Source organism: Vibrio sp. 1402 (assembly GCF_033340275.1).
In genome coordinates this window covers 95795-115123 of sequence record NZ_JAWOWE010000004.1, presented here as the reverse complement: position 1 = coordinate 115123, position 19329 = coordinate 95795, and the positions used below count along the sequence as shown (strand labels likewise).

The window sequence follows — 19329 nt, the reverse complement described above, 5'->3', positions numbered from 1 at the left end:
CAGCTCGTCGATTAATTAACCGTAAACTCTGCGGTTTGCTTGTCTTCCTCACAGATTTATCACCGCGACAACGTCATGCTGTTAACTGAGTGTTAACGTTACGCTCAAGAGTGAATCACAAGGATGTATCAATGAGTTGGAAAACCATCAGCTTTCGTAAGCGGATGCTCATTATCATGACGCTATCGGGGTTGATAGAGCTGTTATTGCTTGTCGCCGCGGGGTTCACTTATCTCAAAATCAATCAAGAGCAAGAAATGGGAGAAAAAGCACTGGGTGTTGCCCGTTTTTTAGCGGACTCAGCGGTTGTTCGTGAAATGATCGAAACCCAACACCCCCAGCCATACCAACTTCGCTTTAGAGAATTAACCGAAGCCATAGGTGCTGCATTCATCGTTATTGGCGACCATAAGGGAGTACGCTTAATCCACCCTGTTGATGAGCGGTTGGGCAAGCCAATGAGAGGTGGCGACAATCGTCGAGCGCTAGAGCAGGGGTTGTCTTATGTTTCGACGGCACAGGGCTCGTTAGGTTATTCAGTTCGTGGTAAAGCTGCGATTTTTGACGAGCAAGGGAACATCATTGGTGTGGTTTCGGTTGGCTATTTGCTCGACCGACTGCAAGACCGCATCGAACCATTTTTGGCCTTTTTGATTTTAATGGTCATCGTAGTTGTCGTCGCTAATGCCATTGTATCCAATTATGCGTCGAGAAAGTTTCAGCGCGCCATTTTAGGCTTTGAGCCTGAAGAGATAGGGCGGTTGTACGGCGAATTAGAAGTGACGATGAGCACCATCAAAGAGGGCGTGTTAAGCATTGATGCCCAAGGGATACTTCGCTCGATAAATCGTAGTGCCTGCCAGATTCTCGGTATTGATAGAGAATCAGCGCTCAATAAACCTTTGACTGACACGCTGCGTGATAGCGATCTATATACAGTGTTAGAAAGCGGGCAGGAAGATCATGATATTGAGATATTCCTTAATCATAAGCGCCTGATTGCAAATCGCTCTCCAATTTATGTTGATGGAAAAATCGTGGGGGCGGTATCGAGTTTCCGTTTAAGGGATGAAATCAATGATCTAACTGAGCAGCTATCACAAACCAAGGAATATGCAGATTTGTTACGTTCGCAGACCCATGAGCATCGCAATAAGCTCAACACCATTAGTGGGCTAGTACAAATGGGTGAACTTGATGCGGTGCAAAAGTTAATTGGACAAGAAACCGCACACTATCAGGCAATGATTGAGTTTTTAAGAGATACCGTTAAAGACCCGCTAATTGCAGGTATGTTGCTTGGAAAAACTGAACGTGCTCGCGAGTTAGGCTTACAACTGGTGGTTGAGGAAGGCAGTCGTCTGGAGCCCCTGCCTGAGTGGCTAAATTCGGAAGACCTAGTCACAATTTTGGGTAATTTGATTGATAACGCTTTCGATGCCACGTTAACTTCAATTCGCGATGAATCAAATGTTGCGTCAGAACGCAGAAACATTGATGTGTCCGTTAGCGATTACGGAAATGAAGTGATACTTGAGGTGATAGATCATGGCTGTGGCCTCCCAAAAACAATGGATCCACAAACATTATTTACAAAAGGCGTTTCGACGAAATCTCGCCAAAATCGAGGTGTTGGGTTACACCTTGTCAATCAGCTTGCTACTCGATATCACGGCCATGTTGAGATGATACCCAATACAAATTATGGGACAAGAATAACGGTGTACTTACCCAAGGAAGAACAATTATGAGTATGGCGACTCGCGTAATGATCATTGAAGATGATCTGGCTATTGCTGAGCTGCACCACAAATACTTAAGCCAACTGACAGGTTTGGAAGTGGTTGGAATTGCGACCACGAGAATGGAAGCAGAAATGCAACTCGACATTCTTAAGCCAGATTTACTATTGATGGATGTCTATCTTCCCGATGGCACAGGGCTTGAGATACTAAATACACTGCGTGCAAGTAACCAAACGTGTGATGTCATTTTGATTACAGCCGCAAGGGATGTCGATACATTACAACAGGCGATGAGGGGTGGCGTTGTCGATTACCTGTTAAAACCCGTGATGTTTCCACGCTTAGATGCCGCACTGAAAAAGTATGTGTCCCAACGCCAACAACTAGACATCGTGGAGAGTTTGGATCAGAACCTCGTTGATAAAATGCTGCAGTCTCATGCCAATCAAGACAACTTGCCGAACCGATTACCAAAAGGGATTGATGGTGTAACCCTAGACAAGATCAGAGAGTTGTTCCCAAATGGCAGTGCGCTGACCGCTGATGAGGCAGGCGAAAAGATCGGCGCGAGCCGAACAACGGCGAGGCGCTATTTGGAGTATCTGATCAGCACTGGTGAACTAGAGGCTGATTTAAACTATGGGTCGGTAGGTAGGCCGGAAAGGTGCTATAAAAAAGTGACACGGTAGCGTTTATATTGATGCTCTATGCAAAATAAAAAGCGATGGCTTATTGTAGAAACCATCGCTTTACAAATTACAGCTGTTCCGCTCTAAGAGGTTAGAAGTTGTATTCTAACTTCGCTTCGATAGAGCGCTCAGCGCCAAACCAACAGTTATTTTTGTCGTAACAAGAATAGTATTCTTTATCGAATAGATTGCTTGCAGAAAGCGTGACGCTAGCCCCTTTCATTGATTCAGATACCGTTGAGAAATCGTAACTTGCTGCCAAATCAAACAAGGTGTAGTCCGGTACTTTTTGACTATTCTGTGCATCAATTTGTGCTTCTCCGACATAGCGAACGCCAGCACTGGTACGAAGGCCTGAAAGATTTCCTTCAAAGAAGTAATTTGCCCATAGAGAGGCCGTTTGCTCAGGTACCCAAACCGGCGTTTTACCTTCTTGGTTGTAATAACTGTCCTCGGTAATCTCCATATCGGTATATGTATAGCCTAGAGTGAAATCAGCTTGTGCTGTGGCTTGCCATTTTGCCTCAAGTTCAATACCTTGTGATACCACTTCGCCCGCTTGATAGTTCGGTGCATAAGGATTATTCGGATCGGTCAAGATCGCGTTTTTCTTCGTAATATGGAAGAGTGCTAAGTTACCTGAGATATCACCAGATAATGGGGCGTATTTAAAGCCTAACTCCCATTGATGACCGGTTGATGGCTCAAATGCTTTACCAGAAGAGTCGGCACCCGCAATTGGCTCAAAACTTTCCGAGTAAGTAAGATATGGCGAGAGACCAAAGTCTAGCTCATACAAACCACCGACTCGGAAAGATACGTTGGTATCGTCTAACTCTTCCTTGCTGTTGGATACTGCTCCTAGATAATCGCTAACGGCGTCTGTATTTGAATCGTATTTATCCCAACGAAGACCTGCAATCATTACAAGTTGGTCGTAACGAACTTGATCTTGGAAATAAACGCCAATCTGCTTCGTTTTGATATCTAAGTTTTGTTTGTATTGGAAATTCAGTGCATTACGATCAATGCTGTTGTGGTCAGGATTAAAAATGTCCTGAGTTAGCGAATACCCAAGCGTGTCTTTGTATTTTACATCTGAATCTAGATACTGATAATCAAGCCCGAACAATAAGTTATGTTCAAAATTTCCTGTTTTAACGTAGCCAGATAGTTGGTTGTCAATCACAAAGGATTTGGACTTTTCATCGGTTAAATAGGCATTTCGACCAACGGTACGGTTATCCGCTTCAAGTGCACCGTTATATGTGTTTTCCTGATAGGCATCGGCGGTCATGTAGCGGGCATTCTGTAGAAATTGCCAATTGTTGTTAAAGTCGTGTTGGACTTTGTAACCCATCATCAGAACTTCGCGTTCGTAAGTGTTCCAGTCCTCATCCCCCAAATAAGTGCTTGGTGACATCGAGCCAAGTGGGTTTTTAATCACTGAGCCAGACGCAGGCACAGTCGTGTAGATACCTGCTGATGGATCATTTTGATAGTAAACATTCACGTTCACTAATGTGCTTTCTGTCGCTTGCCAATTGAAAGATGGGGCGAGTACATAACGTTCGTCTTCAGACGTATCGGCTTGACCATCTCGCTGTTTAGCTAGGCCTACAATACGGTAATCCACATTAGAATCACCAATTTGTCCTGTGGTGTCGAACGTCAGTTCTTTTAGGTTGTTAGTCCCAGTACTAATCGAGACAGAGTGTGAGGGTGTTGACTGAGGCGCCTTGGCGATAATGTTGACCATACCTCCTGGTGGAATATTGCCGTAAAGAACAGACGTTGGCCCTTTAAAAACCTCGATTTGCTCAAGAGCAACGGAATCGACCTGCGGTTGAAGGTTCCAACCGTTGTACAGCAAAGGAAGACCATCATAAAAGTTGGTGTAGTTAATAAAACCACGAATATTGAATAGGTCAAGTCGGGAAACGGCACCGCCACGCAATTCTGTATTTACGCCAGGCGCGTAACGCAATGCTTCGCTCACCGAGTTTACGCCGCGCAGGTCCATGTCATCTTTAGTGATTACCGTGATCGCTTGCGGTGTTTCCTCCGGTTCTAAAACGGTTTTAGTTGCGGTGTTTCGGTATGTTTCTCCTAGCACCGTAATCGTTTCGTGTTGGGATACGCTCTCAGTCGCATTGGCGTGGCCAGCGAGCAATGCGGATACGACGATAGCAACCGCTGAACGATGAAATCGAATCGGACTTTCCATATTTATAAATTCCACTACTTTTTCTATTTATTGATAATGATTGTTATTTGTATTCTATATTCAAAGAAATAGGAAAAGTTAACAATTTGGTGCAAAACACTAATCTTTGGAACTTATTCTTCTGTTCTTAGGTTTTAAAGATAGCGCGTCGTTTGGCTCGACAGGAATCCAATACTGCATTTGTGCTTGTTCGCTATCAACATCATAACCTTCTGGATAAAGCTCTAACTCATAACCATCGATAGCATGATAATTAGAGTAGGGTAGCCAATGTAAAATAAACCATTCCAGCGTTGAGGCGAGCTCTGATGCTTTGCCTATGTGTGTAATGACGGCGTAGGTTTGCTCAGGAACAGCCAAGAGGTCTAACCCCGAGTTGGAAGAGTTCGTTGATCTTGATGCACCTGCTGTTGGACCGCACTCATAACCTGCCCAGTACTCAAGTTGTTGGTTGTTTGAATACGCTTGAGTCACATCAATCACGCCAAAGTAAGTACTTTCCGAATTGTTAAGGTTTTCAGATGAATAAAGACGTGACCAAAGTGACGGAACTTTGTATTGGAAATCGGGCGTAGCGGAAAACAATCCGTGAATAGGTTCATGATAACCAGCAAGTTCAAAAGCTGGTTTAGTTTCTATTCGAACTTCAATAAAGCGCTGATGTTTTTTCTCTTCCTCTGGTGTCTTACGCAGCGTTAAAGGTTGTCTCAACCCGGAGAGTTGTTGCGTTTTGCGATATTCGCGTGGGCTTTTTGAAAACATATTCCTGAACGCTCGGCTAAATGCGTGTTCAGATGTAAATCCCATTTCTATCGCTATATCTAACGAGCGGTCAGAAGTATGGATTAAGCGCTCAGCCGCAAGGCTAAGTTTAAGCTCTCTGATGTAGTGAGCGACGGATACGCCAGTGTGTTGTTGAAATACGCGTTGCAGTTGCCAGCGCGACCAACAACTTGCTTTCGATATTTCATCTACGCTCAGAGTGCTGTCTAAGTTGGTGTGAATGTAGTCAAGCACCGATTGTATTCGGTTTATGGGGTGTGGGTTAATGGCGCTTGATTTCATGGCGTTCTACTTTCACATTAATAGTGATTTCATTATCTTTAATTGAGTATCATTATCAATAGGGTGATGAAATAAAAAGTAAGTAACACAGATCACGATAAAACTGTAATGGATTGCAAGTATGAGTAATTATTGCCCATATTAGAGTTTTTGCTTAAATTCTGGAGCGTTCAGATGAAACTTTTTTTATCAATAAAATACAATCGCTTATGACGTTTTGTGCAACTTATTTAAACGTTTGCACTGGCAAGTGTTGATGTAAATCAAATAGTCGTAGACAATATTGCCCCGTGTCGGACTCTCCTCCAGCGAGTACAGTGTGTACTTTTGAGACATAAGTGACTTAAATGACCTCAATACGTCGTGTTTCCAAGAATCGGAAATGCAACTTCTTGAGGTTCTTTGGGCCCATAGACTTTACCTATCAACGTAATAGGTAAGACCAATTTTCTATTTTGAGGTGCCATTGATAGGGTTGGCTCATTCTCTAGCCGTATCCGGGCACACAATAAGTACCTCGTTTTTAAGGGAAAGATGATGGTAATACCAGAAAACAGCAGCATCGTTATTTTTGGTGCTTCAGGTGACCTTACGTACCGTAAGCTCATTCCTGCTTTATACCACCTCTACGCGAACAAGCAGCTTCCAGAGAATTTTGCCATTCTGGGTGTAAGTCGCACTGAATACAGTGATGAGTCTTACCGCGCGAAGCTGAAAAAATCGCTTCAGGAAATGGAAAAGACTGAGCCAGAAACGCTTGATGCATTTATTAACCATCTGCATTACCAAGCAATTAATACTTCTGACACACAAGATTACGGTAAGCTATCTTCTCGCTTAGACCAACTTGCGGACGAATATCAATTCGAGCAACGCAATACGCTTTTTTACTTAGCAACCCCACCAAGTTTATACAGTGTGATCCCTGCAAGTCTTGCAGCACATGGTCTTAACAGTGAAGAAGATGGCTGGAAACGCCTGATCATTGAGAAACCATTCGGTTATGACCTTGAATCGGCGCGTATTCTGGACAAAGAAATTCACGAGCACTTCCAAGAGCATCAAATCTACCGAATTGACCATTACTTAGGTAAAGAAACGGTACAAAACCTACTTGTGCTTCGTTTCTCTAATGCGATGTTTGAGCCGCTTTGGAACCGTAACTTCATTGATTACGTTGAAATCACAGGCGCAGAATTCCTTGGCGTAGAGGAGCGTGGTGGTTACTACGACAACTCTGGCGCTGTGCGCGACATGTTCCAAAACCACTTGCTACAAGTATTAGCAATGGTAGGTATGGAACCACCAGCGCAAATCAATGCAGACTCGATGCGTGATGAAGTGGTAAAAGTGCTTCAATGCCTAAAGCCATTAGACGAAAACGCTCTGCGCAATGACCTAGTATTAGGCCAATACACGGCGTCTGAAGTCCGTGGGCAAAGCCTACGCGGCTACCGTGAAGAGCCGGGAGTTGCAGACGATTCTCGTACAGAGACTTACATCGGTTTGAAAGCGTACATCAACAACTGGCGTTGGAATGGCGTGCCATTTTACGTGCGTACTGGTAAGCGTCTTCCAACACGCGTTACTGAGGTGGTTATCCACTTTAAACAAACACCGCATCCTGTGTTTGGTCAAAACGCACCAGAAAACAAGCTGATCATTCGTATTCAACCAGACGAAGGCATTCAAATGAGCTTTGGCTTGAAAGAGCCAGGCGCAGGCTTTGAAGCGAAGGAAGTGAAAATGAACTTCCATTACGCTGACCTGCAAGAAACGCAAATGCTAACGGCATACGAGCGTCTTCTACTTGATGCTTTGAATGGTGATGCTACGCTATTTGCACGTAGTGATGCGGTGGAAGCGTGCTGGCAATACGTACAGCCAATCTTAGATTTTAAGCAAGATCCACAATCCCTCTTCGGGTACGCATGCGGCACTTGGGGACCTAAAGAGTCAGATGACTTGTTACAGCGTGATGGCCGCGCTTGGCGTTTCCCATGTAAAAACTTAACAGATACGGATTACTGTGAACTATGATCAACCATAAGATCTACCAAACAGCAGAACAGGTAGTTGAAAGCCTAGCTAACGATATGAAAGCGTTTAGCGAAATGGGCAGACCTGTTCACATCTCTCTTTCTGGCGGCAGCACTCCTAAAATGCTGTTTAAACTACTGGCTTCAGAGGCTTACGCAACCTCCATTCAATGGGAAAACCTCCACTTTTGGTGGGGTGACGAACGTTGTGTTGCCCCTGACGATGCAGAAAGCAACTACGGTGAAGCGAACACGTTGTTGTTTAGCCAAGTAAATATTCCTGCAGAAAACATTCACCGCATCCGTGGTGAAGATGAGCCTAAAGCAGAAGCCGAGCGCTTTGCAAAAGAGATGGCAGAGGTAATCCCGAATGAAAACGGCACACCTGTGTTTGACTGGATCTTATTAGGCGTTGGTGCAGATGGTCATACAGCTTCTCTGTTCCCTGACCAAACGAATTATGATGATGCGAACCTATCTCTTGTGGCGTCGCATCCTGAATCGGGCCAACTTCGTGTGTCGAAAACCGCACGCGTATTAGAAGCAGCGAAACGCATTAGTTACTTAGTGCTTGGTGCAGGAAAAGCGGACATTGTTGAAGAAATTAACAGTTCACCAGCACACGCACTGCCATACCCAGCGGCTAAGATTCAAGCGAAATCGGGCCTAACGGAATGGTATTTAGATTTAGACGCGGCAGCAAAAATTGCTTAAGACGCTGCTCGTCGATGAAATAAAATTGGAGAGAAACAATGAAAGGTGATATCGGTGTAATTGGCCTAGCAGTAATGGGTCAAAACCTTATCCTAAACATGAACGATCACGGCTTTAAAGTGGTTGCTCACAACCGTACTGCTGCTAAAGTAGACGAGTTCCTGGAAGGTCCAGCAAAAGGCACGAACATCATCGGTGCATACTCTCTAGAAGAACTAGTAGAGAAGCTAGAAACGCCGCGTAAAGTAATGTTGATGGTTCGCGCTGGTGACGTTGTAGACAAGTTCATCGAAGCGCTAGTACCTCTGCTAGACAAAGGCGACATCATTATTGACGGTGGTAACACTAACTACCCAGATACAAACCGTCGTGTTGCTGCACTACGTGAAAAAGGTATCCACTTCATCGGTACTGGTGTATCTGGTGGTGAAGAAGGTGCGCGCTTCGGTCCATCTATCATGCCTGGCGGTGCTGCTGAAGCATGGGAAGCGGTTAAGCCTATCTTCCAAGGTATCGCTGCGAAAACTGACGCTGGTGAGCCATGTTGTGACTGGGTTGGTAACGATGGTGCTGGTCACTTCGTTAAGATGGTACACAACGGCATCGAATACGGTGACATGCAGCTTATCACAGAAGCTTACCAGTTCATGAAAGACGGTCTTGGTATGTCTGCTGACGAGATGCAAGCAGTATTCGCTGATTGGAACAAGACTGAACTAGACAGCTACCTTGTTGAAATCACGGCTGACATCCTTGGCTACAAAGATGAAGACGGTGAGCCTCTAGTTGAGAAGATCCTAGACACAGCAGGCCAAAAAGGTACTGGTAAATGGACTGGTATTAACGCACTAGACCTAGGTATTCCACTAACACTTATCTCTGAGTCTGTATTCTCTCGTTGTCTATCTGCACTGAAAGACCAACGTGTTGAAGCTGAATCTCTATTCGGTAAGACAATCACTCCGGTTGAAGGCGACAAGCAAGAGTGGGTTGATGCACTACGTCAAGCGCTACTAGCTTCTAAGATCATCTCTTACGCTCAAGGCTTCATGCTAATGCGCGAAGCATCGAACGAGAACGGTTGGGACCTAAACTACGGTAACGTAGCACTAATGTGGCGTGGTGGTTGTATCATCCGCTCTGCGTTCCTAGGCAACATCCGTGATGCGTACGAAGCGAACCCAGACATCGCATTCCTTGGTTCTGATGAGTACTTCAAAAACATCCTACAAGGCAGCCTAGCAGCATGGCGTAAAGTAGCAGCGAAATCTCTAGAGTCTGGTATCCCAATGCCATGTACGATTTCTGCGCTATCTTTCCTAGACGGTTACACAACAGCTCGTCTACCAGCGAACCTGCTTCAAGCTCAACGTGACTACTTCGGTGCTCACACTTATGAGCGCATTGACCGTCCACGTGGTGAATTCTTCCACACTAACTGGACTGGTACAGGCGGCGACACAGCGTCTACAACTTACGACGTGTAATCGTTTTAAGTAAACCGACTAAATATAAAGATATAAAGGGATGCCCAAGTGGCATCCTTTTTTGTGTCTGTAAGATATTGGTAGATTTAAAAGTTACATTAAACGTTGATTCGTCACGCACTTCTCAGAAATGGGAGAGCAGGTTTTTTTCTTCCGATTAGAATATGCCGAGTTAAAAAGTCTAAGGAATAGTGGAGATGACCACCGATAAGTTTCAGTGTTTGAGTAAAAGAAATAAAGTTAAAAGAAATGGTTGCTTAAAGAAAATTGAAGAAAATGAAGTAGATATATATGTATTAGATAGCAGAGGCCTCGTTGATCTTTGGATATTTGAAAAAAGATTCAAAGGATTAAGTGAAGAACAAGTTAAGGATCTTGCAGCATCTATGAAAGTTGCTGAGTTTGTTAGCTCGAGGGGAAGTTTATTACATGATATTGCCGCATTCTATATACTCGCAGAAGACCTTCATAAAGGAGGGACGATAATCGGGAAATATGAGATAACTAGGAATGGTTCTAAAAGTTACATCACCTTTAAAGGCAACCACAGACTCAGAAGTATAGTAAAAGGCACACGTTACCTTTTGAACAATGCCAACATTTTGGCTTTAGGAATAGGACAAGCTGGTCTGAAAGTGAGTGCTAAAGGTGGAGTGTTTCTCACAATTATTTATTCAGTCCCCTATCGAACTCTAGAGCTTGCATTTAAAAAAGATTATTTGTTCAGTAATTGGGTTGTCAATGTGAGTTCTGACGTTATAAAAGCTTCAATTTCAGCGACAATTGGATACTTAGCAGGAGCTTATTTTATAGGTGCTACAGGAGTCGTATTATTACCTATTGGAGTTGGTATTGTTGCTGCTTTATTAGTTGGAGAGGTGCTAAATTCTTTGGAAGGAAAGCTCGAATTGAAAGAAAAAGTTATTGCGGCTATCGATGAGCACTTTGAGAAGAGGGCTATACAAGCAATTGACGAAATCAATGAAGACATTGTGAGACGCAAATCTATAAGTCAACTTAAGCGTGCTACCACCAAGGCTATTTTCTTATGATAGAACAGAAGCACCCGGCGCATTCAGCTTTCGTTTTGGTAATATGTATTACCTTGAGTGCGTACTCAAGTTATCGGTTGTATGAGTATTTAACATTAGAGTCTCTCCAACATCAAATAAATAGTAACTTTTTAGTCATATATTTAAGTACGTCTCATGTGATTAGTGTTAGTGGCCTGATTCTAGCTCCGACTTTAAGTGTATTTATAGCTTCTCGTGTTATTTTTAAATCTTCAAGTGTATCGATCAAATGGATGGGTTTTGCAACTGTACTTGCTTTGCTAGTTGCTATTCCTGGAAGACTTTGGGAGTTCGGACGACTGCAAAATATTGCCGAAACCAACGGTTACTTGACATGTCCACCTTTCACAATTGCATCAAGCGGAATGTTTGTAGAAGCTATGGTAAAAGAAGAAAAATACTGTATAGAACCAGAAATTAATCGTATTGGTATGTATGGCTATTTTCACGAACTCGAACGGATTGATAACTATATCAAGTCACACGGAAATGACATCCAATAGAAAAGAGCGCCTAGGCGCTCTTTTCAGTGGTCGTTTTCTTGTTTTGATAAAACCTGTCTTTTAGGTAGAGAATTGCACTGACCACAAGAGCCACTAAAGAAACAGTAAATAGGGCGTACATGCTGAGAATCCATGCGAATGTGGCCGTCAAGAATGCAATGAAGGAAAACATCCTGCTGAAAGACATTACATGGCCAAGTTTGTTACTTTTCATAAACGCCTCCCGAAGCTAAGTGGGAATAGACAATTGTGGTCATATACCACACTTTAATTGTCTGCTCTTTTGGGACGTTTCACACAAAAAAGTGGCTAAAGATTTCTCAAAAAAGGTGAAATATTGAACTGGTAGACAAATCGTTAAACTGAGTTGCACAGATATGACTTCGGTTGTCTATCACTTCAAAGTTTTTAACTACGCAGATTAAGGGCATGTAGCGCTATTATTATCGTATTCGAACTCTACGATACACAATTGCAAGTGAACCTACACTCGTAAGCTCATCCCTGTCGTCAGTTACAGTAAAAGCTTTTTTCTCTGTTTAACAATACCTTAGTAACTACGGGCAATTAAACCCGTTTTTCGATCGAAACTCAGATTGCATAAAAGGTGAAAAAGAGTGCTAGGTAAGCCTTTAAACTACGCCTATAATTAGCGCCCACATGGAGGATGTTTACTATATGAACATCCTTTATTTTTTGAAACTAGCAACAAGGATCCAGTAAAACATGTTTTTCTGGTTTTGTTTACGTCGACCAAGAAGGTAATTAACACAGCAAATTGAGGTTCTAAGATGACTCTTAACAAGTACTTTGTTTTCATTCCAGCAGAATTGGAACAGGAAATGCACAAGGACAATCAAGTGATCTCTGAGAAGGAAACTCAACGTCAGGCATTAGTAAAACAGGCACAACAACAAGGCGGCCTGTAAGCTAGGTTTCAAAGAGAAAGAGCACCGCAACGGTGCTCTTTTTGTATCTGAGGTCGTAGAATTAACTTAATATGCCAAGGCTTTTCAACTTTCTGTAAATGGTATTTCGGCTCACACCAAGCATACGAGACGTTTTGCTAATGTTCCCCTGGTTGGCTTGATATGTTTTGAGCAACTTATCTTCGACGGTTGCACGCAGTTCTGAAGTTGGTTCAGCGGATGCTGCCCCTTCTTGAGCTTGGCTGAGTTTCTTACTTAGGTGGGCTGGGACGTGTGTGAGTTCCAATATTTCTTCACCTTGCGCCATTAAGGCGGATACTTTGATTAAACTATCGAGTTCACGCAAATTTCCTGGCCATGAGTAAGACAGCATCAGAGAAAGTAGGTGAGGGCAAAGCTGTTGTTCAGATTCGGCGTGACGCCGATGAATGTTCTCAATCAGTTGTCGTTTATCTTCACGCTCCTCAAAGCGAGGTAGCTCAATGATCAAGCCATTAAGGCGATAATACAAATCTTGGCGGAACAATCCTTCGCTGACCAAATGTTCCAGATCTTTATGCGTGGCTGCAATGATTTGCGTATCGACTTGAATGCTTTGGTTGGAACCCACGGGAAGCACGGTTTTATCTTGCAATACATGGAGCAATCGGCTTTGAGCTTCCAAGGGTAAATCTGCGATTTCATCTAGAAACAAAATCCCTTTGTGTGCTTGGCGAATTTTTCCCTGATAGCCTTTGCTGTTTGCGCCAGTAAAGGCACCGGCTACGTAGCCAAATAATTCAGATTCAACCAGATCTTTTGGTAGCGCTCCGCAGTTGACGGAAACTAACGGTCCCGTTTTTCTCTGGCTGTTTTTATGGAGTGCTTTCACAAACTCGTTTTTGCCAACACCAGTCTCTCCGAGAATCAACAAACTGATGTCTTTATCGATGACGCGATTGGCTTGCTGCCAACAGTGCTCAACAGCGGAGTCGCCATAATGAAGATCATTGGACGCCGCTACAGCACGAGACTTGACCTTGCTATCTTTATCGGTAAGCGGTTTTGTTTTGAAAACGAAAGGGTGCTCATTTCCCCGAGTGGATAGAATGTCGTCTAAGGATTGCCCAATGATACTTTTTTGCGCAAAAAGTTGAGAGGCTACTTGATTGTGAGCCAAAACTTGTCCGTCTTCATTTGCAATGATAATTCCTTGCCAACCACTATTCAGTAAACCTTTTTCGCACGCTAAATCCACACGAATATGCCCTTGTGGAATCAAGTTAAGTAGTTGATTCTCCACTTGCTGGACCATGTTTTGTACTAGTACTTGCGTTGAGAAGTCATGTCTCTTTTGCTCGCTCGTAATATCTAATACGCCAATGAGGTTACCAAGATGATCGAAAATAGGATTAGCCGAACAGCTAATAAAACGATGGTGTTGGATAAAGTGCTGATCACCAATAACAGAAACGGGCTTTGCTTCAACCAAGGCTGTACCAATCGCGTTGGTGCCTTTGACCTTTTCTTGCCAGCATGCACCAGAGCTTAGCGAGATTTCCGTTAACTTTTCACGAAATCTAGGCTGTCCCCAACTGCCGATGATGACACCATCTGAATCCGTCAAAATTAAGCGACTGTCGCTATGAGCAAATAGCTGATTAAACAGAGGGAGCGCAAATTGAGTGACTGTCTCTAGCAAAAAATTGAGTTGGTGACGCCTATCTTGGAGCGTCGCTGGCGTTACTCGAATATCTTCAGGGCGTCGACGCTGTTTTAAACCCGCTTGTTCACTTCTGACCCATGAAGTTGAAAGCCAATTGTTATCGCTAATATGTTGAAGTTCCATGACTGTACCATTTTGTCACAGTGAGGGTGTGCCATTTTGGAACACTTGAACATTGGTGTTCACACCATACATCCGCTCAAACATCGCTCACTTGGTTTGTTATCGCTTGGTAATCATAGTTTTACATTTAATTAACAACAAGTGTGGCGTAGTTGGCGTGTGACTTGCGTAATGCTCTTTGTGAACAGTGCGATACGACACTGCAATAACACATTGAACGAGAAACAAAAGGAAGAGTTATGATCTATGCACAGCCAGGTAGTGAAAATGCCATTGTTAACTTTAAATCGCATTACGATAACTTTATCGGTGGGGAATGGGTAAAACCAACGGGTGGTGAGTACTTTGACAATATCTCACCAATCAACGGACAAGCGTATTGTAAAGTTGCTCGCTCTGGCGAGGAAGATATTAATTTAGCACTGGATGCCGCGCACAACATCAGAGCAAAATGGGCCAAAACCAGCGTGACAGAACGTTCGAACATCTTGCTGAAAATTGCTGACCGTATTGAGCAGCATCTAGAAGAGCTTGCAGTTGCAGAAACTTGGGAAAACGGCAAACCAGTTCGCGAAACCTTGGCGGCAGATTTACCTTTAGTAGTGGATCACTTCCGTTACTTCGCTGGCTGTATTCGCGCACAAGAAGGCAGTGCGGCAGAACTGGATGAGCACACCGCAAGCTACCACTTCCCAGAACCGATTGGTGTGGTTGGTCAAATTATTCCGTGGAACTTCCCAATGTTGATGGCGGCTTGGAAACTAGCACCGGCACTAGCGGCGGGTTGCTGTGTGGTATTGAAGCCAGCAGAGCAAACCCCAACATCCATTCTGGTTCTGATGGAAAAAATCGGTGACCTTCTTCCTCCTGGTGTCATCAACGTTGTAAACGGATATGGTTCTGAAGCGGGTCAAGCATTAGCAACCAGCAACCGCATTGCGAAACTCGCTTTTACCGGGTCTACGCAAGTTGGCAACCACATTCTGAAATGTGCAGCAGACAACTTGATCCCATCGACAGTTGAGTTAGGTGGTAAATCTCCAAACATCTACTTCTCAGATATCTTCGATTACGAAGATGAGTATCTTGATAAGTGTATCGAAGGTACGTTACTTGGTTTCTTCAACCAAGGTGAAGTTTGTACTTGTCCATCTCGCGTACTGGTTCATGAAGCGATTTATGACAAGTTTGTAGAGAAACTGACGGAACGTGCACAGCTGATTAAACAAGGTAATCCGCTCGATACCGATACTCAAGTCGGTGCTCAGGCTTCTCAAGAACAGTTTGATAAGATTTTAAGTTACCTGGAAATCGGCCGTGAAGAAGGCGCAAAAGTGGTCTTTGGTGGTGGAGTGTCAGAACAGCCAGAGTCTATCAACCAGGGGTACTACATTCAGCCAACCATGTTGGAAGGCCACAACAAGATGCGAATCTTCCAAGAAGAAATCTTTGGCCCAGTGATCGCTATCACCAAATTCAAAGATGAGGCTGAAGCGTTGGAAATCGCAAACGACACTGAATATGGCTTAGGCGCAGGTGTTTGGACACGTGATGCGAACGTTGCATATCGTATGGGCCGTAATATTGAAGCTGGTCGGATCTGGATTAACTGTTACCACGCTTACCCTGCACACGCAGCGTTCGGTGGTTACAAAAAATCGGGTATCGGGCGCGAAACGCACAAGATGATGCTGGATCACTACCAGAACACGAAGAACTTGCTGATTAGCTACAGCATCGACCCGTTAGGCTTCTTCTAGTGAAACTAAGTAATTAATAAAGAAAAAGCAGTATGAATCAAAACCCCGAATCTTCGGGGTTTTTTATTAGCGTGAGCTTGTCGGCTGAAGGGTAACTTAGATGTTTAACCTGCTTATATTGTGATATCAGGAACGTTGAATTATCGCCACTTTTCGTTCCATAAGCTTTTCTACGGCGGCGTTTTGCTTGTCAATATTGAGTTGTGGATCAAAGTCCAAAACGCGATTGCAAGATTCGAGACTGGCAAATTGATTTAAACATTCACCAAGCTCTCTTTTAGAGCTTGTTCGCATCAGACTGCTTTCTGATGAGGAGAGTAGGGTGACTTTACGGCCATGAAACGTTCCTTGCGGCACTGCATCACTTTGCTGCGCTTGTTGAGCGTCATGAACCGATGAATTGGTGTATGTGGATTGGATGTCATTGGACATAAAGACACCTAAACTCTCAAGTCTAAAGTTTGTGGCATCGGTGGTGCCTCATCAATGGTTACATGAGAAGACAATAACGCTTCCCACGACTCGCTGTGCGTCAGCAATTCTGCTAAAGCTGTTTCAAAATATTCGTAATCCAGTCGCCTAATGTTAATGAGTCGGTTTAAACATAGGACATGTCGGTGGTTATCTAAACTAAAAAATAACTGGTGCTCAGGCCAGTGATAATTAAAGGCCAAGAAAGAACGATAAAGATCGGAATTTACAATTTGAAGGCCAACAATCTCAGCTTCGAGCTGCAGAGTTGTCGATTCAGGATGAAAGATGATATGCACCCTTAGATTATCATCAAAGGCTAAGCTTACTTCATTTTCCGTTAGATGCAGTGCAGGCAAGCCTATTTGATGAGCAAACTTTAGCAAAATCTCATCGATAGTTTGGCGTGCTGACATAGGAATAGTCCCTTTTGAAATTTTATCAAGGAAAATATTAGATGTATCTCTTCATGTTTATCAATATTAGTCGGTTGTTATTATATTTTGGCTTTTAAATGTGTTGAGAGAAATAGAAAGGCAAAAGTAAATGTGTTCAGATGCATATCTCGATGGTAATGATATATATGAATATCATTTTTCTCTAATAAACTTCAATTAAGGAAGGAATGAAAGTGAGCAGAAACTGCTTTTGAAATTACAGTCCATGTTAACTACGTGTTGTTGAAAAATGCGATTTATTGTCCGCTTGTAGTATAAATATAAGTTGATCTTTTATATTTTTACATAAAGAATTGTGTGGATTTCAAATGAGCTAGATTATATAAAATAAGTTTATGGGGTCATAATGAACAATTCTATATGGGCTGGTTTTATTGGGTTATTCATACTGAGTGGGTGCAGTCAGACTGTGTCCGTCAATGGGGTGGATGACTTTGATACACAGAGTCAGGCATCAGTCTATGGTTGGGTTTCTGTCGACGGCTACTTTCCACCTTCGATTACTTCTCTTGAAGTGGAAATATGTAAAGTTATTGATAATCAATGTCTTAAATCGGTATCTCAGAGCTACCAAGGCGTTCAGTTGCCTGTGCAGTATTCGTTTTTAATTGCACCAATTCAAGCTGGTGAAGGAAAAATGAAGATTATTGGAAAGCTTTATTCAAACGGTGAGCTCGTTGCGGAAAAAGAAAAGAACTATTTATTTTTAGAGGGAAATAAACAAGAAAACTTGATTCTTGTTCCAAAAATAAACAGATAAAATTTTAAGCACTACATTTTTATTAGAATTTTCTAATTTATAAAAATAAAGACTATATCTTTCCTGTTGTGAAAGATTTGTTGTCTTTTATAAACATTAATTACATGACTTTGAAGTCATCGGGTCAGTTGTTTTTTAGACTCATACTTGTTGCAAAAACAGTATTTTTTATGATTATATCTCGCTCCTTGAACACGTTGGCTTGGCGTTTTAGGCTATAAAATATACATTTTTATGATTTTGGAAATTTAATTTTGTTCTCGAAACGGTGCCGAAATCTATTTAATTGTATTCTAATGTATAACAAAACAACCAAACTTAAATAACGAAATGATATTTAAGTTTTGGCTAATGATAAACGCTATCTGATAAAAATAATAAAGACGGACAGCAGAAATTTACTAAGTCAAACCTTTACCTTCAGGTAAAGGTAATGCTTGGGTTATTTGCTAATTATTCGGGGGGTATGGTAAGTGATAGAACTTCTATGCTCTTTTCTTTGCTTCTTTAATTCATACAGCAGTACTTAGAAATAACAACGATCAAAGTAGTGCTTTGAAAGTTTCTCAACATTTGCACTGAGAAACTCAAAATAATGAAGGGTAGAAAATGGATGTGTCAGGCCAACTAAACTCAGAAAGGGTCGACTCGAGTTCACGAAAAATTCGTAGTTTTTCCTGCTATGAAAAATCTGACGAAGTATTTCACTCAGACCAGTCTCACATTGTTGTCGTTCACAATGGTCAGCTTCGAGTTCAAACAGGTGATTGCACAATCGATGTTGCTGCAGAAAATGGGGTATTTCTATCTCAAGGGGATTACTTGTTAGAGTACTCTCCGCTAGATGGGGCATACAAAGCGTCGATTATTGCTTACGACAATGAACTCGTTAGTCAGTTGCTGCAAAAACACAGTGATCTCTTGATGATGCTGCCTAAGGTAGACAAAGTTTGTTCTGGTTTGTTTACTTTTGGTTTGAACATACTCGTTGAACAAGTGCTTTCTAGCATGCAGACGCTTGAGCAACAAGCGTACCCTGATGCCATTATGTGCCTAAAATACGAAGAACTACTCATTCTCTTGCTACACAGCAAAGGAGGAGAATCACTGTATGCGTTGCTGTCACAACAAACAAACCGTACGTCGGAACGGTTACGTCGATTTATGGAACAGCATTACTTAAAAGAATGGAAGTTGACAGACTACGCGCAGGAGTTTGGTGCCAGCTTAACCACTTTTAAAGAGCTTTTTAATGAGCACTATGGCATTTCTCCAAGAGCTTGGATCAGTGAGCGTCGACTACTGCATGCTCATAAACTGCTGTTGACGAGCAAGATGAGCATCGTAGATGTGGCGATGGAGGCAGGGTTTTCCAGTCAGTCTTACTTTACGCAGAGTTACCGTCGTCGTTTTGGAACGACCCCAAGCCGCGTACGTTCGGGAGACGATCAAGTGGCTATCGCGAAATGAAATGACTTGGGACTAAAATTTTCTGACTAATTTTGAAAGTCACTCACCAGTGTAAATTCTATTATGTATCGTGTAACAACGAACGATTAAAAATTATTACATCTCTTTCTT

At 42.8% G+C, this 19329-nt stretch carries 17 protein-coding genes; 11 read left to right on the top strand and 6 right to left on the bottom strand.

Features of this window, described 5'->3' with window-relative positions; all coding sequences use genetic code 11:
* Positions 1 to 131 precede the first annotated feature (131 nt).
* Together R7044_RS09385 and R7044_RS09380 are read left to right on the top strand one after the other, a co-directional pair.
* Complete coding sequence (locus R7044_RS09385; RefSeq protein ID WP_054579564.1) at positions 132 to 1751, top strand: sensor histidine kinase; 1620 nt, start codon at positions 132 to 134, stop codon at positions 1749 to 1751.
* Positions 1748 to 2434 carry a response regulator gene (locus R7044_RS09380; protein WP_005377133.1) on the top strand — a complete coding sequence of 229 codons (687 nt, stop codon included), beginning with the start codon at positions 1748 to 1750 and terminating at the stop codon, positions 2432 to 2434. Before R7044_RS09385 ends, R7044_RS09380 begins: the two co-directional genes overlap by 4 nt.
* A 91-nt stretch (positions 2435 to 2525) precedes the next feature.
* Here R7044_RS09380 and R7044_RS09375 read toward each other — a convergent pair whose 3' ends face one another.
* Positions 2526 to 4661, bottom strand: a complete 2136-nt coding sequence (locus R7044_RS09375; protein WP_017634564.1) for a TonB-dependent siderophore receptor — start codon at positions 4659 to 4661, stop codon at positions 2526 to 2528.
* 99 nt (positions 4662 to 4760) lie between these two features.
* Positions 4761 to 5726: a helix-turn-helix domain-containing protein gene (locus R7044_RS09370; RefSeq protein ID WP_182039233.1), complete on the bottom strand. Its 966-nt coding sequence runs from the start codon at positions 5724 to 5726 to the stop codon at positions 4761 to 4763.
* 537 nt (positions 5727 to 6263) lie between these two features.
* Between R7044_RS09370 and zwf the strand changes: the two genes are divergently transcribed.
* The 5 genes from zwf (at position 6264) to R7044_RS09345 (ending at position 11542) form a co-directional block, all read left to right on the top strand.
* On the top strand, positions 6264 to 7766 hold the full coding sequence (zwf, locus tag R7044_RS09365) for a glucose-6-phosphate dehydrogenase (protein WP_017634563.1): 1503 nt from the start codon (positions 6264 to 6266) through the stop codon (positions 7764 to 7766).
* On the top strand, positions 7763 to 8479 hold the full coding sequence (gene pgl / locus R7044_RS09360; RefSeq protein ID WP_225455492.1) for a 6-phosphogluconolactonase: 717 nt from the start codon (positions 7763 to 7765) through the stop codon (positions 8477 to 8479). The genes zwf and pgl overlap by 4 nt, the downstream gene beginning before the upstream one ends.
* Positions 8480 to 8517: 38 nt before the next feature.
* Positions 8518 to 9966 (top strand): decarboxylating NADP(+)-dependent phosphogluconate dehydrogenase, encoded by a 1449-nt coding sequence (gene gnd, locus R7044_RS09355; RefSeq protein ID WP_005377160.1) that lies wholly within the window; start codon positions 8518 to 8520, stop codon positions 9964 to 9966.
* Between the two features lie 197 nt (positions 9967 to 10163).
* The gene (locus tag R7044_RS09350; RefSeq protein ID WP_053350327.1) at positions 10164 to 11018 is read left to right on the top strand and encodes a hypothetical protein; all 855 of its coding nucleotides are present in this window, start codon (positions 10164 to 10166) and stop codon (positions 11016 to 11018) included.
* On the top strand, positions 11015 to 11542 hold the full coding sequence (locus R7044_RS09345; protein WP_225455491.1) for a hypothetical protein: 528 nt from the start codon (positions 11015 to 11017) through the stop codon (positions 11540 to 11542). Before R7044_RS09350 ends, R7044_RS09345 begins: the two co-directional genes overlap by 4 nt.
* A 10-nt stretch (positions 11543 to 11552) precedes the next feature.
* Here the strand turns inward: R7044_RS09345 and R7044_RS09340 are convergent, their stop codons facing one another.
* Entirely contained in the window at positions 11553 to 11756 is a 204-nt protein-coding gene (locus tag R7044_RS09340) for a hypothetical protein (RefSeq protein ID WP_005377162.1), read from the bottom strand.
* A gap of 577 nt (positions 11757 to 12333) precedes the next feature.
* Between R7044_RS09340 and R7044_RS09335 the strand changes: the two genes are divergently transcribed.
* The gene (locus R7044_RS09335) at positions 12334 to 12471 is read left to right on the top strand and encodes a hypothetical protein (protein ID WP_005377165.1); all 138 of its coding nucleotides are present in this window, start codon (positions 12334 to 12336) and stop codon (positions 12469 to 12471) included.
* A gap of 61 nt (positions 12472 to 12532) precedes the next feature.
* On the opposite strand, the gene R7044_RS09330 is transcribed toward R7044_RS09335, so the two are convergent.
* Entirely contained in the window at positions 12533 to 14299 is a 1767-nt protein-coding gene (locus R7044_RS09330; protein ID WP_225455490.1) for a sigma-54-dependent Fis family transcriptional regulator, read from the bottom strand.
* A gap of 239 nt (positions 14300 to 14538) precedes the next feature.
* Here R7044_RS09330 and R7044_RS09325 point away from each other — a divergent pair, with 239 nt between their 5' ends.
* Positions 14539 to 16059 carry an aldehyde dehydrogenase family protein gene (locus R7044_RS09325; RefSeq protein WP_005377169.1) on the top strand — a complete coding sequence of 507 codons (1521 nt, stop codon included), beginning with the start codon at positions 14539 to 14541 and terminating at the stop codon, positions 16057 to 16059.
* Positions 16060 to 16185: 126 nt separating this feature from the next.
* Here R7044_RS09325 and exsE2 read toward each other — a convergent pair whose 3' ends face one another.
* Positions 16186 to 16491 (bottom strand): T3SS regulon translocated regulator ExsE2, encoded by a 306-nt coding sequence (exsE2, locus tag R7044_RS09320; RefSeq protein WP_005387156.1) that lies wholly within the window; start codon positions 16489 to 16491, stop codon positions 16186 to 16188.
* Between the two features lie 8 nt (positions 16492 to 16499).
* Positions 16500 to 16946, bottom strand: a complete 447-nt coding sequence (gene exsC, locus R7044_RS09315; RefSeq protein ID WP_005377174.1) for a type III secretion system regulatory chaperone ExsC — start codon at positions 16944 to 16946, stop codon at positions 16500 to 16502.
* Positions 16947 to 17334: 388 nt separating this feature from the next.
* Here exsC and R7044_RS09310 point away from each other — a divergent pair, with 388 nt between their 5' ends.
* Both R7044_RS09310 and R7044_RS09305 read left to right on the top strand, forming a co-directional pair.
* Positions 17335 to 17748, top strand: a complete 414-nt coding sequence (locus R7044_RS09310; protein ID WP_031778954.1) for a YscW family type III secretion system pilotin — start codon at positions 17335 to 17337, stop codon at positions 17746 to 17748.
* Between the two features lie 609 nt (positions 17749 to 18357).
* On the top strand, positions 18358 to 19218 hold the full coding sequence (locus tag R7044_RS09305) for an AraC family transcriptional regulator (RefSeq protein WP_005377191.1): 861 nt from the start codon (positions 18358 to 18360) through the stop codon (positions 19216 to 19218).
* The last annotated feature ends 111 nt before the right edge of the window (positions 19219 to 19329 follow it).